This is a genomic window from Halomonas sp. 3F2F (assembly GCF_014897805.1).
GTDB lineage: Bacteria > Pseudomonadota > Gammaproteobacteria > Pseudomonadales > Halomonadaceae > Vreelandella.
Genome location: NZ_JABUZE010000175.1, coordinates 22,470 through 45,460, shown reverse-complemented (window position 1 = coordinate 45,460; position 22,991 = coordinate 22,470). Strand labels below are relative to the sequence as shown.

At 50.6% G+C, this 22,991-nt stretch carries 15 protein-coding genes; 3 read left to right on the top strand and 12 right to left on the bottom strand.

All coding sequences use genetic code 11. The features are described from left to right. Positions 1–428: 428 nt before the first annotated feature. From INT21_RS17580 to INT21_RS17560, 5 genes are all read right to left on the bottom strand, one after another. Positions 429–1,328, bottom strand: a complete 900-nt coding sequence (locus INT21_RS17580; protein ID WP_193085543.1) for an NAD-dependent epimerase/dehydratase family protein — start codon at positions 1,326–1,328, stop codon at positions 429–431. Positions 1,329–1,362: 34 nt separating this feature from the next. Continuing rightward, the gene (gene gmd, locus INT21_RS17575; protein ID WP_193060317.1) at positions 1,363–2,394 is read right to left on the bottom strand and encodes a GDP-mannose 4,6-dehydratase; all 1,032 of its coding nucleotides are present in this window, start codon (positions 2,392–2,394) and stop codon (positions 1,363–1,365) included. A 94-nt stretch (positions 2,395–2,488) separates the two neighbouring features. Continuing rightward, complete coding sequence (locus INT21_RS17570) at positions 2,489–5,977, bottom strand: glycosyltransferase (protein ID WP_193060318.1); 3,489 nt, start codon at positions 5,975–5,977, stop codon at positions 2,489–2,491. Then, the gene (locus INT21_RS17565) at positions 5,977–7,308 is read right to left on the bottom strand and encodes an ABC transporter ATP-binding protein (protein WP_193085542.1); all 1,332 of its coding nucleotides are present in this window, start codon (positions 7,306–7,308) and stop codon (positions 5,977–5,979) included. Before INT21_RS17565 ends, INT21_RS17570 begins: the two co-directional genes overlap by 1 nt. After that, a complete protein-coding gene (locus INT21_RS17560) occupies positions 7,305–8,099 on the bottom strand; it encodes an ABC transporter permease (protein WP_193060320.1) in 795 nt (264 codons plus the stop codon). Before INT21_RS17560 ends, INT21_RS17565 begins: the two co-directional genes overlap by 4 nt. 420 nt (positions 8,100–8,519) lie before the next feature. Here INT21_RS17560 and INT21_RS17555 point away from each other — a divergent pair, with 420 nt between their 5' ends. Together INT21_RS17555 and INT21_RS17550 are read left to right on the top strand one after the other, a co-directional pair. Further along, a complete protein-coding gene (locus INT21_RS17555) occupies positions 8,520–9,923 on the top strand; it encodes an MBOAT family O-acyltransferase (RefSeq protein WP_193060322.1) in 1,404 nt (467 codons plus the stop codon). A gap of 27 nt (positions 9,924–9,950) precedes the next feature. Continuing rightward, positions 9,951–10,949: a hypothetical protein gene (locus tag INT21_RS17550; RefSeq protein ID WP_193060323.1), complete on the top strand. Its 999-nt coding sequence runs from the start codon at positions 9,951–9,953 to the stop codon at positions 10,947–10,949. Here the strand turns inward: INT21_RS17550 and INT21_RS17545 are convergent. From INT21_RS17545 to INT21_RS17515, 7 genes are all read right to left on the bottom strand, one after another. Further along, positions 10,946–12,061: a glycosyltransferase family 4 protein gene (locus tag INT21_RS17545; protein WP_193060324.1), complete on the bottom strand. Its 1,116-nt coding sequence runs from the start codon at positions 12,059–12,061 to the stop codon at positions 10,946–10,948. The two genes, INT21_RS17550 and INT21_RS17545, sit on opposite strands and share 4 nt — an antisense overlap. A 31-nt stretch (positions 12,062–12,092) precedes the next feature. Next, the gene (locus INT21_RS17540) at positions 12,093–13,532 is read right to left on the bottom strand and encodes a mannose-1-phosphate guanylyltransferase/mannose-6-phosphate isomerase (protein ID WP_193060325.1); all 1,440 of its coding nucleotides are present in this window, start codon (positions 13,530–13,532) and stop codon (positions 12,093–12,095) included. A 145-nt stretch (positions 13,533–13,677) separates the two neighbouring features. Beyond that, positions 13,678–15,054, bottom strand: a complete 1,377-nt coding sequence (locus INT21_RS17535; protein WP_226912954.1) for an undecaprenyl-phosphate glucose phosphotransferase — start codon at positions 15,052–15,054, stop codon at positions 13,678–13,680. A 9-nt stretch (positions 15,055–15,063) separates the two neighbouring features. Continuing rightward, positions 15,064–16,515 carry a TolC family outer membrane protein gene (locus tag INT21_RS17530; RefSeq protein WP_193060326.1) on the bottom strand — a complete coding sequence of 484 codons (1,452 nt, stop codon included), beginning with the start codon at positions 16,513–16,515 and terminating at the stop codon, positions 15,064–15,066. Next, positions 16,515–17,894: an HlyD family type I secretion periplasmic adaptor subunit gene (locus tag INT21_RS17525; protein ID WP_193085541.1), complete on the bottom strand. Its 1,380-nt coding sequence runs from the start codon at positions 17,892–17,894 to the stop codon at positions 16,515–16,517. Before INT21_RS17525 ends, INT21_RS17530 begins: the two co-directional genes overlap by 1 nt. Next, positions 17,891–19,654 (bottom strand): type I secretion system permease/ATPase, encoded by a 1,764-nt coding sequence (locus INT21_RS17520; RefSeq protein WP_193060328.1) that lies wholly within the window; start codon positions 19,652–19,654, stop codon positions 17,891–17,893. Before INT21_RS17520 ends, INT21_RS17525 begins: the two co-directional genes overlap by 4 nt. 148 nt (positions 19,655–19,802) lie before the next feature. Further along, on the bottom strand, positions 19,803–22,142 hold the full coding sequence (locus tag INT21_RS17515) for a DUF4214 domain-containing protein (RefSeq protein WP_193060329.1): 2,340 nt from the start codon (positions 22,140–22,142) through the stop codon (positions 19,803–19,805). Between the two features lie 216 nt (positions 22,143–22,358). Here INT21_RS17515 and INT21_RS20515 point away from each other — a divergent pair. Further along, positions 22,359–22,991: DUF4214 domain-containing protein (locus tag INT21_RS20515; RefSeq protein ID WP_226930688.1), on the top strand; the 633-nt coding region annotated here is incomplete at its 3' end.

Sequence of the window (22,991 nt, the reverse complement as noted above, 5' to 3'; positions counted from 1 at the left end):
TCGCTCCAGAGATCAGGCTGATGAAAAACCATCAACACTGACACTCATCCCTTGCGTTTCGGTTTAGGCATCGCTGAATTATCGGCGAACACTTTATACCGTCACAACATTTCGCAGCTACGTTTTACCCGTAGCCCTTGAGGTAAGTCAATAGGTTGAGCTTAGTAAAAAAACATCATCGGGTGCAATGCAAGATTTGGCAAGACTTGAATTATTTCTATCAATTCTGTTTCTGCTATTTTTGCTTCTACCCGTTTTGTAACGTTTCGCTAATGCTTTCCATATTGATTGCATTTTAAGATAACCTAATGAGGTGTTGGTTACCCTTTGCTCATTCTTTTAACTTAGCATGGTTTAAGCTTGCCATAGATCAAGGCTATTGCCAATAAAAAACAGCGTTTCCTTATGATGTCATCGTTGCATAGCCTTCAATCAGGTGCTTTTTCGAGCATGTCGGCCAGCGTTTGATCCAGTGAATAGCGTTTCAAACTAGGCAACCAGGCGTTTAAACGCTGAGTACAAGCCTTTAGCTCCGGTATTTCATTGCTTCGAACAAACGTCGGGTTAACTTCTATGGTTAATGTATGGTTTGCCAACATTTCCAGTCGGTGAATAACGTCTTTTAGTGACACCGCCTTGCCACTGCCCACATTAACAATGCTGCCGCTTTTGGCCTCAACAGGCCATTCCGTTAATAACCGGCAGTAAATGCTGGCTATGTCGCGTACGTCGCTAAAGTCGCGGCTTACGTGGGTATTGCCCAGCTCAATCACACTCGCCCGCTGCTGTATGTGTTGCACAATTTTAGGCACTAAAAAGTGCGCTGCTTGCCCTGGGCCGGTGTAGTTGAAAGGTCGTGCAATCATTAGCGGTAGGCGTTCGGCGTAGGTGTTAGCAATATGCTCCATAGCCATTTTGGAGTTGGCGTAGTGGTTCACCGGTGCTGGGGACACCTGTTCACTGATCACCGCTTGGCCGTTGGCCCCATACACATTGGCACTGCTGGCCAACAGTACCCTTGGCGGGTCTGGCAGTACACTGACTGCTTTGAGCAGGTTTTCGGTGCCGAGCACATTGACGTGGTAAAAATCCAGCGGCGTGGGGTGGCCCACAAACGACAGCGCCGCTAAGTGGTATACCTGTTGTGGCGCTACGCTGTTGACCAGCGCGGCGAGCGCAGCCGCATCGTTAAGGTCTATCGCGTGGTGCTCATCGGCGCCGCAAGGCTGGCTGGCCAGGGCCACCACGCGGCGCCCCTGACGTTTTAATTCGGCAATCAGATAACGGCCGGTAAAGCCGCTGCCGCCTGTGACTAGGCAGGTTTGCATGGTGGCTCCTTACCGCTTTAGTGGCCCGGGTGGCTTATGCACCGGTGCCATTTTTGACGCGTTCCAAGTCGGCTTCTACCATCATCTTGCACAGTTCTTCCAGACTGGTGTTAGGCTGCCAGCCGAGTTCTTGGGTGGCTTTGGCCGGGTTGCCTATCAGCAGTTCTACCTCGGCCGGGCGGTAGAACTTCGGGTCGATGACCACCACGATGTTACCGGTAGCGACGTCAACGGCGGCTTCCTGTTCGGCTTCGCCTTCCCAACGCAGTTCAATATCCGCCGCTTTAAAGGCGAGCGTGACAAAATCACGCACGGTTTCGGTGCGGTTAGTAGCCAGCACGTAGGTTTCCGGGGTGTCGGCTTGCAGCATGCGCCACATGCCTTCCACGTACTCTTTGGCGTAGCCCCAGTCGCGCTTGGCATCCAAGTTACCCAGAGCCAAGTGGGTCTGTTTGCCGAGCTTGATGCGGGCAACGCCGTCGGTAATCTTACGGGTGACGAATTCGCGGCCACGCAGGGGCGACTCATGATTGAACAGAATGCCGCTGGTGGCGAAGATGTTATAGGACTCACGGTAGTTAATGGTCATCCAGTGAGCATAGAGCTTGGCCACGCCGTAAGGGCTGCGCGGGTAGAAATCAGTGGCTTCGGTTTGCGGCACTTGCTGTACTTTGCCGAACATTTCCGAGGTGGAAGCCTGATAGAAACGAATGGAGCTGTCGACGATACGGATCGCTTCTAATAAATTCACCACGCCCAGCCCGGTGATCTCGGCCGTTGTAATGGGCTGGTCAAACGAGACGCCTACGAAACTTTGCGCGGCAAGGTTGTAAATTTCACGGGGCTTGCACTGCTGCACTAGGCGAATGCTGGAGGATAAATCGGTAAGGTCGTACTCCACCAAGTGCAAGTTGGGGTGGTTTTGTATGCCAAGTTCTTCGATACGCCAAAAATTGACCGAGCTGGTACGGCGGTATGTACCGTACACGGTGTAACCTTTTTCTAGCAGTAGCTCAGCAAGATAAGCGCCGTCCTGGCCCGTAATTCCTGTCACGATCGCGTTCATGACGCAGTTCCTTTCTTCATAGTAAGTTCTGGATTAACGCATGGAGGTACAGGCTGCCGCAGAGGCAGCCGGGTGCGTTAGGTATTGTGGCGGGCTAGCCTTGGGTGTCAACCTGATTTCGCTCATGCCTTTGGCATAGCGCTTGGTCAACCAGGGCTGCTTTCATCAAGCCTTCATAGCGTTTTGCCAAGGCAGGCCAGCTGCGCTGTTCCAGCCATTGATGACGGGCCTGATGATACTCTTTGCGCTGGGTTTCTGAGGCGTTCAATACATGGGTAATGCCTTCGGCAATGTCTTGGCTGTCGAAGCCGCGGGTTTGCCAAACGATATTTTTGACTTCATCAAAAATAGGCGCTGGCGTGGTGAGAATATTGGGGCATGCAGCGACCGCCGTGCGTACAGCAGCACTGCTGGACTCTTGGGTATATTGATAAGGCAGCACTACGGCGCTGCACTCTGCCAGGCGCTGCCGGGCCTCTTCCAGGGGAAGGAAGTCAGTCACCCACTCAATCTGTTTTTCGACCCCTAAGCGCTGCGCGGTTCGCTGGCAGCGGGCCAGTTCCTCCTGGGAGCTGGGCTCATCGCGTACGGAGGTAATCAGTCGCAATATGGCAGCCTTTGGTAACGACTGCTTTTTACACAGCAACGCAAAAGCCTCAATTAAGGTATTGACTCCTTTATGGGGGAGCAAGAAGCCGAAGCTGCCAATCACAGGTGCTTGGCTGTTGATAGACACTGAAGCGTCTTGGCCGGCATCCACTCCCTGTGGTAATTGGGTGACGTTATCGGTTAGGCCGATGCGCTTTAGGTAATTGAGGTCGTCTAACGTGTGAACAAACACTCGATCAAAGGCGGCAAGTGTTGCTGACACTGTGTGCCTGCGGACAGTGTCAAAGTCGATCACTGGGCGGGTCGTATGCAGGGTGATATAGACACGCTTGCCCTGGCGACGGCACTGCTCGACTTGATACTGCAGATCGCGGTCTAGCTCGTAAAAGGCGAAGTGGTGCTGTAGCCAGACTACGTTACCAGCCGCTTCTGCTAACGTAGGGCTTTGGCTGCGCTGCCAGTTACGGCTTACCGGTAACTGGTTTTCCTGTTCGCCTGAGGAGGGGCGCTGGCCTTTGCTAAACTGCGGGGCATTGATTGAAACGCTCAATACTGAGTTAGTTGCTTGCAGCGCTTCTACCAGATGAGCACTGTATTGGGCGATGCCGCAGGGTTCGTCCCATGAGGTATACAAGCTCAGTGAAATAGGCGGCACTTCAGGCTGGGTACTGGCCTGCAGGCGCGCTAGCGCTGCTAACAGGGACTCTACCGCAGCAGGCGAGTAAAAGCGCTGCTGAATAGCGTCGTGGAACTTGCTCACGGCATTCGTTGCCCCTTCCCCCTGTTGGCGCAATTGCTGGATCTGCTGCTGCACTTGTCGGGTAAGACTTGCCACACTGGGCTCTACCCATACGGCCTGCCCGGCACTGAAGTGCGATTGGGCATGGTCGAAACAGTAGTTCACCCAACCGGCATGCTGCGCCGGAGTGAAATCGGTGTGGGCGCCGTAGCCGGTAACGATCAGTGCGCGGGAGAACTCCCCGGCTTCGATGGCCGGCATATTGAGTCCTTCGCCACGGGTGGGCAACACGACTATATCGGCCGCCTGATAGAGCGCAGCCATTTGTGCGGCGTCATAATCATCAATAATGATGTGCAGACGTTCGCGGTATTTTGCACTGACGTATTGCTCTACCCAGCCTTCCATCTGGTTATGGGGGTTGGGGAAGGTTTTAACCGTGAGCGTCAGCGTTGGGTCGACGGCGGCCAGCTGCTCAAATGCTTGCAGCAGCACGTCTACGCCTTTACGCGGAAAGGCTGATGAGACATGGAGTAAATTAACGGTTTGCTGCTGAGCGACGCGTACAAGATCATGTGCACTGCTCTGGGCAGCATGCGGATTTGCCACCAGCGGTAACGCGACCACGTGAATAGGCAGTTTACAGCCGCTATCCATAAGTACTTTTTTAACAAACCAAGCGGTGACGATTACGCCTGCGTAATGCTCATTCAGGGTGGCTATCATCTCTTCCGGCACCCATGACTCTTCCCAGAAAAACAGCGCAATGGGTAGCCCGTGGCTTGGCTCAGGCTCAATGAGCGGGTAATGATGATAAAGCGCAATGCGCTGCTGCTCTGCCACGGTCTGCCACTCGATGGGGTCGGTCAGTGCATTCAGTTGAGCCACTTCTGCTTCGCCCCCAGGTGTGCTGCGTACGCTGGGTTCTGGGCTGCCCTCGTGGGGCGCCAGCCATAGTACGGGCGACTGCTCACTGGTCATTAAACGCGTCAGCAGGTGGCGGTTTACCGCGGCCAAGCTGTAGCTACCGTTAATATGGCCTTCCAAGCGAATGCCTTTTGGAACGTCAGCGTTTCCGCCCAAGGGGGCATCGCGCAGGCTGAGCGCTTCGCTACGTACCGCGGCGGTGACATCGGCATCCAGGTTCTGGAAGTCCTCTTCCCGGAATTGCCCTGCTCGGCTAAATAAACCATCACTTGCGGCCATGCGCTTTAAAATGCGGACTTTTAGGCCAGGAAAGCGATCCAGTACTTTTAGCGCTAGTCGTTTTAACCAGGGTATTTGCGCTAGGCGACGTAGTAACTTCCCACTTGCCTGGGCGGTTTGATAGTGGAAGTGCATCGCGCTGCGCAGCGGCTTGGTAATACGCCAGGAGCGGCTGTTATAAATGCTGTCTATTTCTTGCTGAAGACGCTTGGTTTGCTGCAGGTAGTGCTGGCGTTCTTGCAGGGCGGATGCGCGTTGATTTTCGGACTTAGCAAGTTGTTCGGTTTGTGCCTCGATCTTGGCAGCCAGAGTTTCTAGGGTGCCTTGCTGAGCCTCTGTGAGCTTATCAAGGTAGTCGAACCAGGGGGCGCTAAGATCATCGGCTTGCTTGTGCGCCACGAGTGCATAGTCAGGGTAGGCGGAAACCACCCAATCCAAGTATTGGCGCAGCGGTGCGTTTTCAGGGGGCGGCGTGGGGCCGTTTAAACGCAAAATATTGGCTTTTGCGTAGCCGCTGTCAGTGGCTACAAAATGCAGCAGTGGCGGAGGCAGCGGGTGCAGGTGGGTGGGGTCAAGGTAGAAACTCCATAGCCCAACGGTTAGATTTTCTGGGTTGGGTGTCTCTAGGATGAGAACTCCCCCTGGTTTGAGCGCGCGATGCACCTCTTGAATCAGGGTTACTAGGCTGTCAAAAGGAATATGCTCTGCAATGTGAAAGCCGGTGACCGCCGCCAGCGTATTGGTTTCGATTTGCTGCAAAGCCGTTAGCGCGTCGTTAACTTCAACGTGCAAGCCGCTTGCGTTACAGGCGCTGGCCATGCTTTCGTTGGTATCGATACCTTTGGCGGGCCAGCCATTTTCCTGCATGAGTTCGAGCCATTCGCCACGGCCTGAGCCTAGGTCAACCACCAATGCTTCTGGGTAGCGCGCCATAATCGGCGCCAGTAACGGTACGTAAACTTTAAGGCGTTCTTTAATAGCGTCTTTTTCGCCACGAAAGTGGTTGGTAAACCGGGTATAAAAATCCATTACACTGACTCGTTAGGTTCTGAACTTATCGCGGCTTGGCGCTCACAGTCGATAGTAGGCATGACCCAGCTGCTCCCCAAGAAGAAGTCTTTTTCCATATTAACCACTTGGAAGACTAGCGCGTGGTCGACCCATTGATAGTTATGGGTTAGGTGAGTGTCGCTGCTGTGCAGAGACGTTGACACCGAATAACTTCCTGGCCCTAAGTTAGCGCTGAAACGCATGCGATAGATGAGTGTTTCGCCTGCGCTTAGCTGATGCTCTACTTGGTGTGTGTGCCAGGTATTGGTACCAAATATTTCTTGGCCTACGCGGTCTTTGAGCTTGTAGCCCACCACCAGTTGCGGCAAATCAGCCTGGATAGATATATGGATTCGCAGCTCTACTTCCTGACCAACGTCAACCACTTCCAGCGGGTTGCCGTTTGTTGCATGCAGGCTTAACTGGGAAACGCGGGCTTCTCCGGTGCCTGACCGGGTTTGAATTTGACCACTGGCTAGTGGCGTCACCTCTACCTGAGCATTCTCTTTTTTGGCAATGATCGCATTGTAGTAGTCCATGATGTCTTGAGGCAGGCCGTCTTGCAGCACTTCGCCTTGCTCTAACAGGATCGCGCGGTCGCACAGGCTTTGTATGGCGGCTTTGTCATGGGAAACAATCAGCAGCGAGGTGCCTTGGCGCTGGAATTCGCGTATGCGGTCAAAGCTTTTATGCTGGAAATAGGCATCCCCGACCGAGAGCGCTTCATCCACAATCAGTATGTCTGGCCGGAAGGCGGTCGCTACCGAAAAGGCCACTCGCATTTGCATGCCGCTTGAGTAAACCCGCATGGGTTTGTCGAAGTAGTCGCCTATTTCGGCGAACGCTTCTATGTCGGCCATCGCAGCGTCTATTTGGGCGTGAGTGAAGCCCATCAGCCCTGCGGAGTGGATAACATTTTGGCGGCCGGTCAGCTCACCGTTAAAGCCCATGCCTAACTCTAAAATAGCGGCAACGCGGCCATGGGTGCGTATGTAACCTTCGGTGGGGCGCAGCGTGCCGGTGATCATTTTGAGCAGTGTGCTTTTACCCGCGCCGTTTTGACCAACAATGCCGACGGCTTCGCCTTGGGCAATATCAAAATTGATATTGCGCAGTATCCAGGTCTCTTCCTCAGGTTGAATAGCACTGAACCAGCTGGCCACGCGCATTATTTCGTTACGGTAACGGCGATAAGCTTTGCCCAGTTCGCGAACCTCCAGCAGGGGTTTAGGGGACGTTGGCGATACCTGGTCTGGCAACGGCTGGTTTGTTTGTGATTGGTTTGACTGTGAATCGGTTGATTGACTCATAGAGCATCCACCATTTCCGGGCTGGCTTTACGGAACAACATCGCGCTGACAACCACAAGCCCTGCTCCCAACAGGGTTAAACCGGCCAGCGCCATAAGGGAAGGCGAGTGGCCATAGGCCAGCACAGCGTGGTAGGCGCCAACTAAATGGAATAGGGGATTAAACGCTAAAATTGCCTGTAATGATGGCGGTACTATTTCCGCTGGGTAGACCACTGGGGTAAACCAGAAAAGAAACTGCATTACTATGGGCATTAGCTGGCCAATATCACGAATAAAGACGTTTAAAATACCCAGCATCAGCCCTAACCCTAGCGCCAACAGTATGGTAATGGCAGTCAGTACTGGCACCCAGAGCAGCGTTGCTGGGGTGAAGTGACCAAGTACGGCAAAGACGACCAAAATGACCACAAATAAGGCAAGGTTATTTATTAAGCAGGAGCCCGTGATAATCACCGGTAAGGCGATTTTGGGGAATACTAGCTTTTTCATTAGGTTGGCGTTTTCAATAAAGACGCCAAGGCAGCGGTTAAGAATCTCGCTAAACAGGCTCCACCCCAGCATACCTGCAGTTAGGTAGATAGCGTAGGCGTATTGGCTATCGATACCCGGCAGCTTCGCTGCCAGTACAGCAGATAGGATCAGCGCGTAAATCAGTACCATTGACAGCGGATGAATGATCATCCAAGCGCCGCCGATGCGGCTACGGGCAAACCGTGTCACCAACTCGTGGCGGATAGATGTGGCAATAAACTGGCGATAGCGCCATGCCCCTTTTAGGGATTCCAGCATTCCGTTACCTTTTTGCGCGTCGTGAGCCATTGTTGATTCAAAGGGAGTAATGGTAAGCCAAGCGCTTATTGGACACCACCGTTACTGGCAGCGCCATGTGGGTCAGCTCCCTACTGACGCTGCTATCCCTCGCCACTGAATTGCTTAGCAACGGCGAAGGTACAATACTTTTCAAGCAAGTATATGGCCGCATCAATAGTGTCTAACATTCCCACAAGCCATGCATTGGAAACGTGTATAAACTGAAGTGGCAGCGGGTCGGTCAATACGTTTTGACCAATGAGGCCTTTTTGGGAGCCATACATTACCAATAGCTGTTGTATGATGTACATGACACCGCCCTATCGGCAGCGCTTGAAGCCCATGAGCTGTGGTATGCTCCTGCGCATTTAATCCGCAGTTGAATGAGCGTCTTTTTGCATGATCTTTAGCACGCCTGAGTTTCTATTTATTTTTTTACCTACTGTTTGGCTAATTTTTTGGCTATTGTCATTTTCTGGCAAGCAGCATTTACTACTTGGCTGGTTGGGACTGGCATCCTTTGTCTTTTACAGCGTATGGGATATCACGCTACTGCCACTTTTACTGGGCAGTATTGCCGTTAACTATTGGCTGGCTGGCTATGTAGCTAGACCAAGCCGTGCTTGGTTATGGCTTGGCGTTGGTTTTAATCTTGGCTTACTGGGCTGGTTTAAGTATTCCATCTTTTTTCTTTCATTAGCCGACCTTCCGCCTCAATCTTTTAGCCCATTGGTACTGCCTCTGGGCATTTCTTTTTTTACCTTTCAGCAGATTGCTTTTTTAGTGGATGTGCGCCAAGGCGCTGTTCAACGGGGACCGCTGTCACTTTACGGCGTGTTTGTTAGCTTTTTTCCGCAGTTGATTGCAGGCCCTATTGTTCATTACCGTGACTTAGCACCACAGCTGGCAATTTTACAGCGACCAAGCGCTTCGGCCGTTCGTTGTGGCTTACTGCTGTTAGCGCTAGGGCTAGCTAAGAAATTATTGATTGCTGATAATCTTGCGCCCTATGTGGATCGCCTTTATAACGCGCCAGCGGACTCTATTGTTGCGGGCGATACACTGATGGCGGGCTGGTCTTATGGCTTACAACTCTATTTTGATTTCTCAGGCTATGCGGATATGGCTATCGGGCTAGCGTTACTGTTTGGTATAACGCTACCTAATAACTTCGCTTCACCCTATCGTGCCGCCAATATCCAACTTTTTTGGCAACGCTGGCATATAACGCTTTCCCAATTTTTGCGTGACTACTTGTATATTCCGCTTGGCGGCAGCCGACATGGTTTACCGCGTCATTTATTGGCGTTAATGGTGACGATGCTACTAGGCGGGCTTTGGCATGGCGCGGGCTGGCAATTTTTAGTCTGGGGCGGCTTGCACGGGGCGTTATTGACGATGATGGTGGTATGGCGGCGGCTCAGCGTTTTTCGATTCCCCTTCGCGGCGAGTTGGGCTTTTACCTTTGTGGCCGTTATGTTGGCTTGGGTGCCGTTTCGGGCAACCGGCCTTGAGCATACCTGGTCTTTGTATTCAGGCCTTGCCGTTTGGCAATGGGGGGCACTTGGCGATCTCGCTAACGCCTTAAACCAAGGCGTTATGTCCCTGCGCTCGCCTGAGCTACTAATACTCGTGGCTACGCTCATCGTGCTAATCATGCCGAACAGCATGACCTGGGCAAAGCGATTAACTCAGCCACATCACTATTTTTGGCAGGGTGCCTTAGTTGGCGGGCTGCTGTTAGTGGTGTTCAAAGCAATGATAGACTTGCCTAGCCAAGCTTTTCTTTACTTCAATTTTTAGCTGCACGCCATTCTGAAGGGATACTAAATGGTACGTTTTCTGAAAGGAGTGGCCGCTGGCGGTTTTGCTGTACTCGCGCTATGGGTCATTTTTTGGGCCGGGCAATTAGGACGGCCACACCCTAACAATGAGTGGATTAATGGGGCAATCAGCTATAAACAGACAATCGCTGGCACGTTACCTTCTCCTAAAATAATCGTGCTTGCCGGTTCGGGAGCGATGTTTGGTATTAACAGCGCCCTCCTCGAAGAAACTTATAACCGCCCTGCGGTTAATCTTGGTGTGAATGCTGGTATTTCTTTGCCGGTTATCTTGAGCACCGCTAAAAATATTGTGCGGCCTGGGGATCTGGTGCTTTTACCACTTGAATACCCTCTTTATAACCGGGAGGAAGCGGTTTCAAGCTCGCTAATACATTGGGCCAATAGCCACCCTGATACTTTTTTTCAACTCCCTTTAAAGCGCGCTATTGAGGTGTTTGCCAAAACTTCCTATACGCGAATTTTAGAGGGTTATCGTGGGCTTCCTGAAGGGTTTACGGTAAGCGGTGATTATGGCGCTCAACGTCTGGATAAACATGGCGATCAAATACTGACGGAGCGAGCGTTACGCGAAGAGCGACATTGGAACTTTTTGAACGCTTTACCCGATGAAACGTATGGTAAAGCGTTACGTGAAGGGAGTTTCGATTGGGGGCGGCTGCGTCAATTCCGTGATGAGCTACTCACACAAGGGGCATGCCCAGTGTTTATGCCGCCACCACTGCTGTTTCAGCGTAGCTATGTTGATTCTCTAACCGAGGCGCACTTTTATGAAACGTTGCCCCATAGGGCTACTTCTCAGGGGCTCTTTTGGTTAGGTAGGCCAAGGGAAGCAATGCGTGCTGCCAACGATTTTTTTGATACTAATTTCCACTTAGTCGATGAGGCGCGGCAAGACTATACGCAACAGATCATCGGCTGGCTAGGCAATCAGCCGATGATGAATTGTCAGCAGTTTTATCAAGCTTTAACGGAAACCAGCTAGCGGGCAAGGTGTCTATTTACCAGTGACTTGACTGCTTGAGTGAAATTAGCAGTGGCAAACCGCTCTGCATTTTTCCTGCACACTTTAGGCGAAAACGCTGCTTCATCTTCGCGCTTACATGCTTCAAATTGTTGGATTCTCTCCATCAGTGCCTGACTACTCTGTTCTTCAACCCATAGGCCTGAGACGTTATCCAGCGTTGTTTCAGTTAAACCACCGACACCATAGCCAATGACAGGAGCACCTGCGGCCTGAGCCTCTACCGGCAAAATACCAAAATCTTCTTCTGCCATGAATATAAACGCTTGGGTGCGCTCTAGATGGTCGACTAAAACGTTGTCAGGTTGGTAACCCATAAGCGTTACATTCGGGCCTGCTAGTGATGCAAGCTTGGCATAATCCGGCCCATCGCCGATGACAATGAGCTGCCTTTCTGGGGTTTTATTGAAAGCTTCTATGACCAAGTCGATACGCTTATAGGGCACCATTCGCGAGGCGGTTAGGTAAAAACTTTCTCTGGGACGGTCATAGCAAAACTTATCCACATCTACCGGTGGATAAATCACTTCAGCTTCGCGGCGATAGCAGGTTTCAATGCGCCGCTTTATATAATTCGAAATGGCGACAAAGTGATCAACGCGCTGGGCGCTTATATAATCCCATTGGCGAAGTCGATGCAGTTGCCAGCGCATCAGCCAGCTCATAACACCTTTCTCTTTTCCTGACTGACGTAAGTATTGGTGCTGCATGTCCCAGGCGTAACGCATGGGGCTGTAGCAGTAACAGATATGAACGGCATTGGGGTCAGAAATAACCCCCTTTGCCACCGCATGGCTGCTGGATAAAATCAGGTCGAACCCTTTGAGGTCGAACTGCTCTACCGCTAACGGCATGAGTGGCAAATATTGCCTGTAGCGCTTTTTGGCAAAGGGTAATCGCTGAATAAAACTGGTGTGGATAACATGACGCTCAAGAGCGGGATTAGCGCCCTGCTCAAGAAAATTGACGGTAGTAAATATCTCAGCTTGAGGGAAACAGTTGAGCAACTCGGCCAGCGCTTTTTCGGCACCAGCCCAGGTGGTCAACCAGTCATGGACAATGGCGACTTTCATTACAGCATTGTGCTCCTATTTTTGCCCACGCTTACTCCCGTCCGTACTTATCGTTATAGCGGACGATGTCGTCCTCCCCAAGGTAGGAGCCGGTCTGAACCTCAATTAGCTTGAGAGGTATCACACCTGGATTTTCAAGGCGGTGTACGGTACCTAACGGTATGTACGTTGATTCATCTTCCGACAGCAGAAAACTACGCAACTTCGATATATCGCCATGGCCTTCCCCTTGAGTAACCTGCGCGGTGCCTTGCACAACCACCCAGTGCTCAGCGCGATGGTGATGCATTTGCAAAGAAAGTTTGCCGCCTGGATTAACGACTATTTCTTTCACCTGAAAGCTATCCGTTAATACCATAGTACGGTAATGCCCCCAGGGTCGATAAACCTGTTGATGCGACTGAAACTCTTTGCGACCCGCCGCTTTAAGGGCGTTGACTATTAGCTTGGTGTCCTGAGCCTGATGCCGGTCAGCTACTAACACTGCATCGTCGGTTTCGACAATGATCAGATCTTTAACGCCAACAGCTGCCACTAAACGTGAATCGCTATAAACTAAGCTGTTCTGGGTTTCATGAAGCATTACATCGCCATGCACGACGTTGCCGCTCTGTTTGTCCTCGATAGAACGCAGTTCATGCAGCGCGTCCCAAGCGCCTATGTCACTCCAGCCAGGAGACATAGGCACAACGGCCGCCTGTTTGGTGTGCTCCATCACCGCATAATCTATGGACTCATTTCTGCATTGGGCAAACGCTGCCTCTTCAATGCGCAAAAAGTCCATATCTTCTGTACGCGCTTGGTAGGCGGCTTGGCAAGAGGTTAAGATATCAGGCGCATACTGCTTTAATGCTTCTAAGTAGCTGCTAGCTTTAAATAGAAATATTCCACTATTCCAGAGGTACTCACCGGTTTTTAAGTAGCTTTCAGCCGCGGCTAAATCCGGCTTTTCGACAAACGCTTCAACGACAAATCCTTCACTCAGTGCTGAACCACGCTTTATGTAGCCATAACCTGTATGCGGCGAAGCTGGCGTAATACCAAACGTCACGAGCTTACCTTGCTGGCTCAGTGTATGGCCCTTTTCTACTGCATCAGAGAATGCTGTTACATCTTTGATCACGTGATCAGCTGGCATTACCAACAATTCGGCTTCTACATTTACTTCAATTGCGGCCAACGCGGCAATTGCTAAAGCAGGCGCTGTGTTCCGACCACAAGGCTCTAGTATAATTTGGCTGCCTTTAAAGCCGACCTGCTGCATTTGTTCGGCAACTAAAAAGCGGTGTTCTTCGTTACATACAATAATGGGGTCGCCTGCATTGGCGACACCTTTCAGACGAAGTGCCGCTTCTTGCAGCAAACTAACATCATCTTTATGTAGGTTCAGAAACTGCTTAGGGTAATGCTCACGAGATACTGGCCATAGGCGCGAACCTGCCCCCCCTGATAAAATTACGGGTAAAATCATAAATTCTCCTTGAGACAAGTAACTTAGTAGCTATCAGCATCCAAACTTAAAAAACTTCATTTAGTATTTTCGCACATACCGTTAAACACTAATCCGCTTCAATTTTTCAAGCAGAGCACTCATTGCTAGCCATAAGCGTACTTTTTTAAGGCTGACCATTAACAAAACCTTTAGTCAAGGTCATCGTTAATATTTTCAAGTCAAATCCTAAAGACCATCGTTCAATATAATATAGGTCGTACTCTACACGCTTCTCCATAAGCTTTACATCGTCAGTTATTCCTCGTAAACCATTGACTTGCGCCCAACCTGTCATTCCAGGTTTTACGCGGTGCCTTTGCATGTAGATATCAATATGATCTTTGTAATGATCGTTGTGGTCCATTGCATGGGGCCTGGGGCCCACCAGTGACATGCGACCTTGAAGAACATTATAAAGCTGAGGCAATTCATCCAGGCTAGTACGCCGCAGAAAACGCCCTAACGGGGTTATCCGCTCATCACGATATAATGCTTGTTTTGTTTGGCTACCATCGTGCAAAAGCATTGTTCTAAACTTGTAGATTCTGAAACGCTTACCATCCAAACCATGACGCTCTTGTTTAAAAAGCACTGGGCCACCCATACTCCACTTGACCGCGACAGCCACAACTAACATTACAGGAAGAAAGATTACAAAAAGCACTAGGCCCAGCACACGATCTTCCAAAGCTTTAATTAAACGCATGGGGCCATTGAGAGGCGTATAATTGAGCTCTAATGAGTAAAGACCTGCCACTTGCGCAATACGATGATTCAGAAACCGTATATCAGGTAGGTCGGGGAAAAAGCGAATACTGGATGGAATACCGGCAAGTAAACGCATTAAGTGGCGAACACGATTACCTTGAATCAAAGGATAACCTAGCCATATTTCGTCAAAACCACGTTGAAATATATTCTCTTTCGCGAAAACAGCTATTCTGTGAAAAAATGTTGCATCGCCCTCATCCACGTAATGCCCTACTACTACATAACCAGCATGGGGCATTTCTACGATTTTTCTTTCTAATAGCACGATATTATCTTTTTTACCGATTAGCAGCACGCGCTTTAAATTGTGCCCTTTTGCACGTAGGTGTCTTAAATACCCATACAACAAGGTACGCATTACACTGCCCACTGCCAAAACTGATAGTGCGGAAACGCCCATCCATAACCGGGAAAAACTCTGTGTGCCCTGAATAGCGACAAGCAATAGGCTGAGCAGGCCTATAGTAGCAATCCATGTGGCGAGATAAATGCCGAGCATGGTGTAAAGACTGCGGCCCCGCCATGGTTGGTAGAGCCCAATTAGCTCACCTACTGCTGGCAGTAATAGACTGCCAATAAGTATTAAAAAAAGATAATCATTGCCATCGGAATCGATATCCGACATTAACCAAAGGGCAACCAATGCCACTAACGTGGCGATACCCGCGTCAAAGCAGCGCATAGCGCGCCGCAACCATTCACTACCCTGGCTTGTTTTAATAACGGCCATAGTTGCTGACTACCGCGCTACCTGCGATGACGTGGACAACGAGGCCAGTAACGACATAATGCGGTCGAGGTCGTCGCTCTCTAAACTACCCACTGAAGAGTTGAGTGCTAGCATATCCAGTGCATAGCTACCGACGGTATCTACATACTGAATACGCTGGTCATAGAGGCTTGCTCTTGCGTCAAGCACATCCACTAGATCTCTCAGCCCCAGTTGCTCGCCCTTCTCGGCAGCTTCTAAAAACAACTGACTTGAGGAAATGGCTTGATTTAGCGCCTCAAGACGGCGTTCACCTCCATTTAGTGCTCTGATACGCTGACGTACCTCCTGGATGGCGAGGTTGCGTTCGTTATCGACGGCTGCTAACCCTGCTTCTATACGCTTTTCACCTTGACGGACGCTAGCATTGGTATAGCCGCCCCGATATATGGGCACGCTAACCTCAACTGTTGCCCGGTAGTCTTCACTCTCCCGTACAGAGTCGTCGCTAACACGATCTGAATAACTAAGATTTAAGTTTAGCTCAGGGTAGTAACCAGAACGTCTGACGCCTGCATCCGCTTGCGTGATTTGCTGCTCTTGTTTAGCCAACAGGACGTTTAGGTTTTGATCGGTGCGTGAAATCCATTCGTCAGCATCACCAATATCACCGTTAAGGGTAACATTGGTCAGCTCACCAGGAGCCGAGCTTTGAAACCTTGGCATTACACCAGTTAGGCGTTCCAGTTCGCTAAGCGCGTTGTCCAACTCATTTTCAGCCTCAACGGCATCAGATACTGCTTGATCGTATCTCGATTGAGCTTCGAGTAGGTCAACACGATTACCAATGCCTAAATCAAACGCCCGACTTGCTTGGCGTACCTGCAGTTCAAGGGAGTCTTGCTGAGACTCTAACAAACCTAATCGCTGCGACGCTAAATAAGCTTTTATATAGGCCTCACTAACTTGTAATGCTAGCTCTTGTTCAACCACAGCCAATTGAAGTTCAGCAGAGCTTACTTGGGCGTTGGCAACATCCATCTTTCGCCAGCGCTCCAAGCTAAAAAGCGGTTGCTGTAGCTGAATTTGATAGTAGGTTTCATCAATTTCAGCAGGGCGTGCTGTATTTCCGAACTGGTCTATTTCATCAACCGTTTGAGTATTTGTTGAATCCTGCCACAAGTACCCGCCCGATGCGCTAACCTGCGGCAATAGCTGCGAACGCGCCATGGGGACTTCTTCACGGGTGGCATCAAGCTCATACCGCTGGCGCGAGAGATCCGCGTCATGGCGTAAAGCCCTGGAAAACAGATCAGGCAACGAGGGCAACGTTTGAGACGTCGACTCACTATTAGCAAGCGCCTCTAATTCAGTAAGGGCTTGCTGACCAGCAGGCACATCATTCTGTGCCAGTGCCGACTGACTTATCAGTGTGACAGCAATTGCGAGCGCACTGAGGGCAAAACGTGGCGTCCGTGTCATTAATCCTCCCGGATAGCGCGAGCTAACATGTCGGTAACAGGCTTGGCAATGTAACTGGCAAAAGTGCGCTCACCGGTTCGAATCATGACTTCCGCTGGCATACCTGAAAGCAGGTGCATTTGCTCTGTCATGTCTTTTTTGCCTTCGTCGCTTACCCGAATGCGCGTTTTGTAATAACGCTGACCGGTGGCCTCGTCTTCAAAGCTGTCCGCGCTGATATGAATGATTTCGCCATCAATAATATTGGTTAACCGTTGATTGAAAGCGGAGAAACGAATTTCAGCAAGCTGCCCTATAAAAAGACTATCTATATCCCTTGTGGGCACACGAGCTTCTACCACGAAACCGTCGTTCGAAGGCACGACTTCCATAATGGAGTCACCAGGGCGAACAACTGCGCCTACTGTATGCACTTGGCGACCAACAACAGTACCTGATACGGGAGCCGCAATAACGGTTCGGTTCACCTGGTCGGTCAGCGAGGTTATACGCTCTTCTGCCTCTGCGATTTGTGCTTGGGCATCGCGCAACTGCTCACCTACTTCAGCTTGAAACTCTTGCAGCGTTGTCTCTTTTTGCATGCGGTTTTCGCTAATTTGCGACCGGAGCTGGGCAATGTTCGATTGAAACTCGGCATTATCACCCTGGTATTGCAGTATTTGCCGTTCAAGCTCACGCAGGCGCTGATTGTCGCCTAGCCCTTCACGATATAGCGAGCGGAAGTCTTCCGCTTCAGAGCGCAGCGAATTAATACGCTGGTTATTGACACTGATCCGTGATTCTAGACCATCGATCTGCTCTTGCATCTGGATAATCTGCTGATCCATGGCATCCAGAGTGCCTTGTAACGATTGACGGCGGGCATGGAACAGACTTTGCTGAACAGCCGTTACCTGTTTAGCTCGGTCATCGTTGACCGACTGAAGTTCTTCAGGCATTTCGAGCGTTTCGGCGCCCTGCTGCTCGGCCAGCAAGCGCACCTCCATGGCACGGTTTATATAGTATTGTGACTGGGCAATTTCTAACTGAGAGCGTACTTGGGTGTCGCTCAAGATAACCAGTGGCTGCCCCGCCTCTACCTTGTCTCCATCTTGCACCAATAATTCTCGTACAATACCGCCTTCAAGGTGTTGAACGGTGCGCTTAAACGATTCCATGGAAACATTACCAGGGGCGACCACGGCGACTGCCAGCGATGCTGTCACAGACCACAATACGAAGCCGCCAAGCGCTATGCTTAAAATTGCGTAACCGAGTTTTCGATAACCTTTATCACTCGTTGGCAATGCCTCTTGGGCCTCGCCATCTAGAGTAACCGGACCTTGGGGCGTTACATCAATTTCCCTATTGGCTGGAACCTTGCCTTTCTGCTGGCTCATGTCGTCTCCTCGCTGCCATTTCCACGACCGCCTGCAATAGCAGAAAGGCGAGTGGCGTTTTGTTGGCTAACCTGGGGGCGCGATTTTTTAGCAAACTGGGCAAGCACTTGGTCTCTAGGTCCAAACATGCTTACTTGGCCTTCCTTCATTACCAATAGTTTATCCATGTTTTTCAACACGCTGGTTCGATGACTTATCACAAACAGCGTTGTGCCTTCTGCTTTTAATTGAGCGATTGATTGGCCTAACGCTCGTTCACCAGCATCGTCTAAGTTGGCATTAGGTTCGTCTAGCACCACGAGTACGGGATTACCATACAAGGCACGGGCCAACCCGAGACGCTGGCGCTGACCTCCGGATAGCGCTCCACTGTTAGAGCCAATAACGGTGTCGTAGCCATTAGAAAGCTCTAACACCATTTCATGAACACCCGCTTTTTGGGCCGCAGCAACCACTTTTTCAGCATTAATCTCCCCAAAACGGGCAATATTTTCACTGATGGTGCCATCAAAGAGTTCGATATCTTGTGGCAAATAACCAATGTGGGGGCCCAGTTCGTCACGGTTGTATTGGCTAATCGCACCACCATCAAGTCGTACGTCTCCAATCTGCGTTGGCCATATCCCCAACAGTACGCGGGCAAGCGTTGATTTACCTGCCGCACTTGGGCCAATAATGCCAACATGCTCGCCTTTAGCGACGCTAAAGTTAATACCCCGGATGGTAGCCATACGTGCACCGGGAGGAGCAGCCGCTACGTTCTCCACATCGATAATGCCTTTCGGCGCTGGCAGAGACATATGACGCTGCTCGTCAGGTATCTGCGTCAGTAGCTCGTTTAATCGGCTGTACGAGCCACGCGCGGCTACAAAGCCTTTCCAGCCACCGATCATTTGATCAATAGGTGCCAGCGCACGTCCCATTAGAATAGACCCGGCAATCATCATGCCGGGAGTCATCTCCCCTTGGAGCACTAAAAGCGCACCTAGACCAAGAATTAATGACTGAAAGAGCAAACGCATTACTTTAGACGTATTGGTCAAAGCGCCTGCACGGTCACTCGCTTGTGACTGTTTAGCAAGGAATTCATGGTGGCGCTTTGACCAGCGTCCCATAATGCCGGGCAGCATGCCCATAGCATGCAGTACTTCAGCATTTCTCAGGTTAGAGTTGGCTAGGTTTTGTGCTTGAATTTGCTCGCTATTGGCTTCGGCAAGTAAGGTCTTAGTAGATTTTTCATTAGCAACCGCAAGCGCAAATAGAATAATGCCCGCACAGGTAGCAAACACCCCTAACCAAGGGTGAAAAATAAACAGAATACCTAAATAAACGGGCACCCAAGGGGCGTCAAAAAAGGCAAACAATCCATTCCCAGTTAGAAACTGTCGTAAGCTGGTCAAGTCATTTAGCGGCTGAGCACTTTGAGCCCCTGGTGCAACTAAACTACGGCGAAACATGGCACCATAGAGGCGCTGATTAATCGTAGTATCTAATCGGTTCCCTATCCTAACCAGCATTCTTGACCGAACTAGCTCAAGCCCACCCATCACCATAAAAAGAAAGACGACGACAAGCGTCAGCATGATGAGCGTATCGAGACTTTGCGTGGTAAGCACGCGGTCATACACCTGGAGCATGTACATGGGGGGAACTAGCATGAGCAAATTGACGAACATGCTAAAAAAGCCCACCGATACAAACGAACCCTTACAGGCGCTTAATGCACGCTGCAGATCCGTTGCTTCCTGTTGCTTTGCCATGGAAGGGTCACCGTTGAATCAAAGAAGTCACGCGAGGATTATCGCGGCATCATAACAGAAACGCCCCTGCCTAGGGTAGGGGCGCTGGAAGCACTGGGTGTTGAGTGAGATAAATAACGTGCTTACCCAATAGAATTAGGTTTCTTCACTAGCCAAACAGCATCACGCTCTCTGCTGACTCTGTGAAACCAACCATAACAGCACCACGCTCAGCTCCATTATCTAGCTTATCAAGCCAATATGCTTGACCTGCCGCATCTGAAGCCCTTTCGAGTACATTTTCATACATTAGTTCAATATAGGCATCGTTTTCTATACTACCGTATTGCCTTGCAAACTCCTCTGATCCCACAAAGCTATCAGCAATATCATTCAGATTGGCCGACTCACTCACGTCAAGCCAATAGCCTAACCCTTTGCCATCCGCTGTGCGGTCAAAAGCGGCATCGTAAAGGCGTAGCAGCGGATCGACAGGGGCATCAAAGACAGCATCGCTGCGCTCACCAAGGTTTTGGATTCGTAGATCTTCGCTAGCAGGAGTTTCTTGTTCACTAAACGGCGTTTCGCTGAACATGCTGGCCATGTATTCAGCGAAGGCATCCTGCTCTGTGCCTTTTTCGGCGAAGTCAAAGAGGCCGTCATCCTCGAAGGCACTCATAAGATCTACCCGGTCTTGGTAGCTGTCTTCACCTAGTGGATAGCCGTCGCCGCCATCGGCCAAAAAGCCTAGCGTGACGACTTTGACAGCCTCTTCAGCACTACCTACCAGGCGGCCACTGGCGGCGAGTACATCGTTGGTACTGCCATCGTCATTAACAATGACCGCATTTTGGATGCGCTCGCCAGCGGGCTGGCTAAGATCATAGCTGTACTGAATACCGCCCACCTGGGCAAACTGACCTGCGGTGACCCCCGGTGCCGATGCAGCAACCGCATGCTCCAGAACCTCCAGCAGTTTGCTGCGTGTGATAGTGATTATGGCTAGGTCGTTGTTGAACCGAAGTGATGACGCTGCATCCAGCTGAGATACGCCGCCCTCTGGTTTACCAATGGCGGAATTGGCACCTGGGGCTTGGTAGCTTGGCTCACTGTCGCTTCCTTCTACGACGACATTACCAATCGGTTCACGGATACCACCGCCGTTTTTGAACGATACTACGACATCTTCGTCAAGCTGCTTGGCATACCAGAGGTTGGCATCCGCGGTTAGGTTACCCAAATTGGTTTCTTCGGTGCGCACCGCTGCCCGCTCACCGACCAGGTATACATCGGTCAAACCAAGGATATTGCCGTCTTGCTCAGCAACAAACTCACCCACCGAGCCGACTAAATCATTAGCAATATTACCTTTAGTGCCTTCGGCGAAGGCGCTTACCAGGTCTCCCCACAGCGCTTCTACCTGCTCATCGGTAGAGGCGTAAATACCAGAAGAGTTTTCATCGATGGCGTCAGCAATCACACGTCCCTGTTCGTCAAACTCTACCACCAGTTCGGCAACATAGCGCCAGCCCCCGTCGGTATTAACGACGACTACATCGTTACCTGCAGCATCTTGAGTAACGATGGGGTAAGTGTCATAGGGCTCGCCTGCCCCTGGGAATAAGCCACGATCCTGGTCTTCTTGATCTGCCAGAAGACTATTAGAACCACCGGCAATGACGATATCGACGCCGTCCAGCAGTGTCGCCAACTCTTCTTCAAACTGAATTTGCTGAAGGTGCGAGCTGAGGATGATTTTATTGATGCCCTGCGCCTCAAGGTCATCAATGACGGGCTGAATAAGCTCGGCCAGGGCTTGCATGTCATTGCTGCCACCGGTCAGCACATTGACATCGCCAGGTGAAGAGATGCTCTCCAGAATTTGGGTAGTCACGCCAATAATGCCGATTTTCTCTCCGCCACGCTCAGCAATGACCGCCGGAGCTAGCTTAGGCTTATTAGCGCCTGCCAACAGTTCCTCCAAGGTGGCTTGGAAGGCGTCTTGGCTTAATATTTCTTCGGTCGCTAAGCCGCTTAGAGCGGAATCGCCTGAGAAATCCAGGTTGGCGGACAAATAAGGAAACTGCGAACCTAGCCACTCAACGTCTGCCGTAGTACCGCCGTTCACGACCGACGCAATCATTGCTTCGATCAGCCCGGTACCCAAATCAAACTCATGGTTACCCAATGTCACGGCCGCCGCGTCGACCAGATCCATCAATAGAGTCTCAACGCGCCCAGAAGCGGCCGTAATACCGCTCATGGAGCCAGCTTCCAACCCATAAATCTCTTCAACTGCTGCTTGGAAGGCTGCCTGCAGGCTTGAATCAGCGGCAGCGTTCAAGTATGGCCCAGGCAACACTAAATCTCCCGAGCTAACAAACAACGAGTTAGCGTATTGGTCTTCTAAGTGATCCACGATAGAGATGAAATTGGGTGCATTAAGCAGGTCTCCCCCTCCCCCCTCCATATCGGCTGCGTGCAGGAGTTGAAGTTGGAAGTTACTCATGGCGTTTCCCTTTTTTAATCGATGGAGAAAATAGGCAACCATGAGATTACGCAGCTAGCCATTGCAAATACATGACGCTTTAAAGAAAAAGTTTTTTCACGTTGCTATAAGTCGCTTAGCCCCTAAGTATCATAAAAATAAAACATTTAAGTAATTTAATTGCTATGACTCAGTAATAAATTCACCCCTTCTATTCATTCTGTAAGGGCTGGTTAAATGACCAATTTTGAGCTTGTTTCTACGTTATATCACGATATTTTGTTGCGTGAGCCGGATGAGGCTGGCGCTAATTATTGGACTGCCGCCCTGGATAGCGGGACTGCCGATGTTGCAACCACTATTAACTCAATGGTGGCCAGCAATGAATTTCAGCTGCAAATCCAGACTATTATTACGCTCTATAGTGTTCACCTATTACGTACGGCCGATCCTTCAGGCCTCAAGTACTGGGTCAATGAGTACCGCAACGGCTTAGCATTAGAAGAGATTTCCAATAGTTTTCAAGCGTCTAATGAGTTCGAAGCCACCGTTTCTAACTTGAACGATACCACTTGGCTAACTCAACTCTACAACAGTGTTTTGAACCGTGAGCCTGACCCTGAAGGCTTAGTGTACTGGTCAGCGCTGCTGGCGGATGGGCTGCCTCGTGAGGAGCTTGTCACAGCATTTATGAACAGCAGCGAAAGCATTGAACAGCAATCAGCACGTGTATTAGCTCCTTTACTCGGCGATGGCTCCAGCGTAGATGATGTTGAGTCGCTACTGAGTCGTTATATTACGCAGCTCGAGAGCGAGCCAGAAGCCCCCGAAGTACCAACAGAGCCTGAAGAGCCAACAGAACCTGAAGAA

Bases quoted from the DNA above. Each gene is read 5' to 3' on its own strand.
- INT21_RS17535 (WP_226912954.1), bottom strand. From the start codon at position 15,054: ATGGCCGTTATTAAAACAAGCCAGGGTAGTGAATGGTTGCGGCGCGCT.
- INT21_RS17520 (WP_193060328.1), bottom strand. From the start codon at position 19,654: ATGGCAAAGCAACAGGAAGCAACGGATCTGCAGCGTGCATTAAGCGCC.
- INT21_RS17560 (WP_193060320.1), bottom strand. From the start codon at position 8,099: ATGCTGGAATCCCTAAAAGGGGCATGGCGCTATCGCCAGTTTATTGCC.
- INT21_RS17525 (WP_193085541.1), bottom strand. From the start codon at position 17,894: ATGAGCCAGCAGAAAGGCAAGGTTCCAGCCAATAGGGAAATTGATGTA.
- INT21_RS17555 (WP_193060322.1), top strand. From the start codon at position 8,520: ATGATCTTTAGCACGCCTGAGTTTCTATTTATTTTTTTACCTACTGTT.
- INT21_RS17580 (WP_193085543.1), bottom strand. From the start codon at position 1,328: ATGCAAACCTGCCTAGTCACAGGCGGCAGCGGCTTTACCGGCCGTTAT.
- INT21_RS17530 (WP_193060326.1), bottom strand. From the start codon at position 16,515: ATGACACGGACGCCACGTTTTGCCCTCAGTGCGCTCGCAATTGCTGTC.
- INT21_RS17550 (WP_193060323.1), top strand. From the start codon at position 9,951: ATGGTACGTTTTCTGAAAGGAGTGGCCGCTGGCGGTTTTGCTGTACTC.
- INT21_RS17570 (WP_193060318.1), bottom strand. From the start codon at position 5,977: ATGGATTTTTATACCCGGTTTACCAACCACTTTCGTGGCGAAAAAGAC.
- INT21_RS17565 (WP_193085542.1), bottom strand. From the start codon at position 7,308: ATGAGTCAATCAACCGATTCACAGTCAAACCAATCACAAACAAACCAG.
- INT21_RS17540 (WP_193060325.1), bottom strand. From the start codon at position 13,532: ATGATTTTACCCGTAATTTTATCAGGGGGGGCAGGTTCGCGCCTATGG.
- INT21_RS17545 (WP_193060324.1), bottom strand. From the start codon at position 12,061: ATGAAAGTCGCCATTGTCCATGACTGGTTGACCACCTGGGCTGGTGCC.
- gmd (WP_193060317.1), bottom strand. From the start codon at position 2,394: ATGAACGCGATCGTGACAGGAATTACGGGCCAGGACGGCGCTTATCTT.
- INT21_RS17515 (WP_193060329.1), bottom strand. From the start codon at position 22,142: ATGAGTAACTTCCAACTTCAACTCCTGCACGCAGCCGATATGGAGGGG.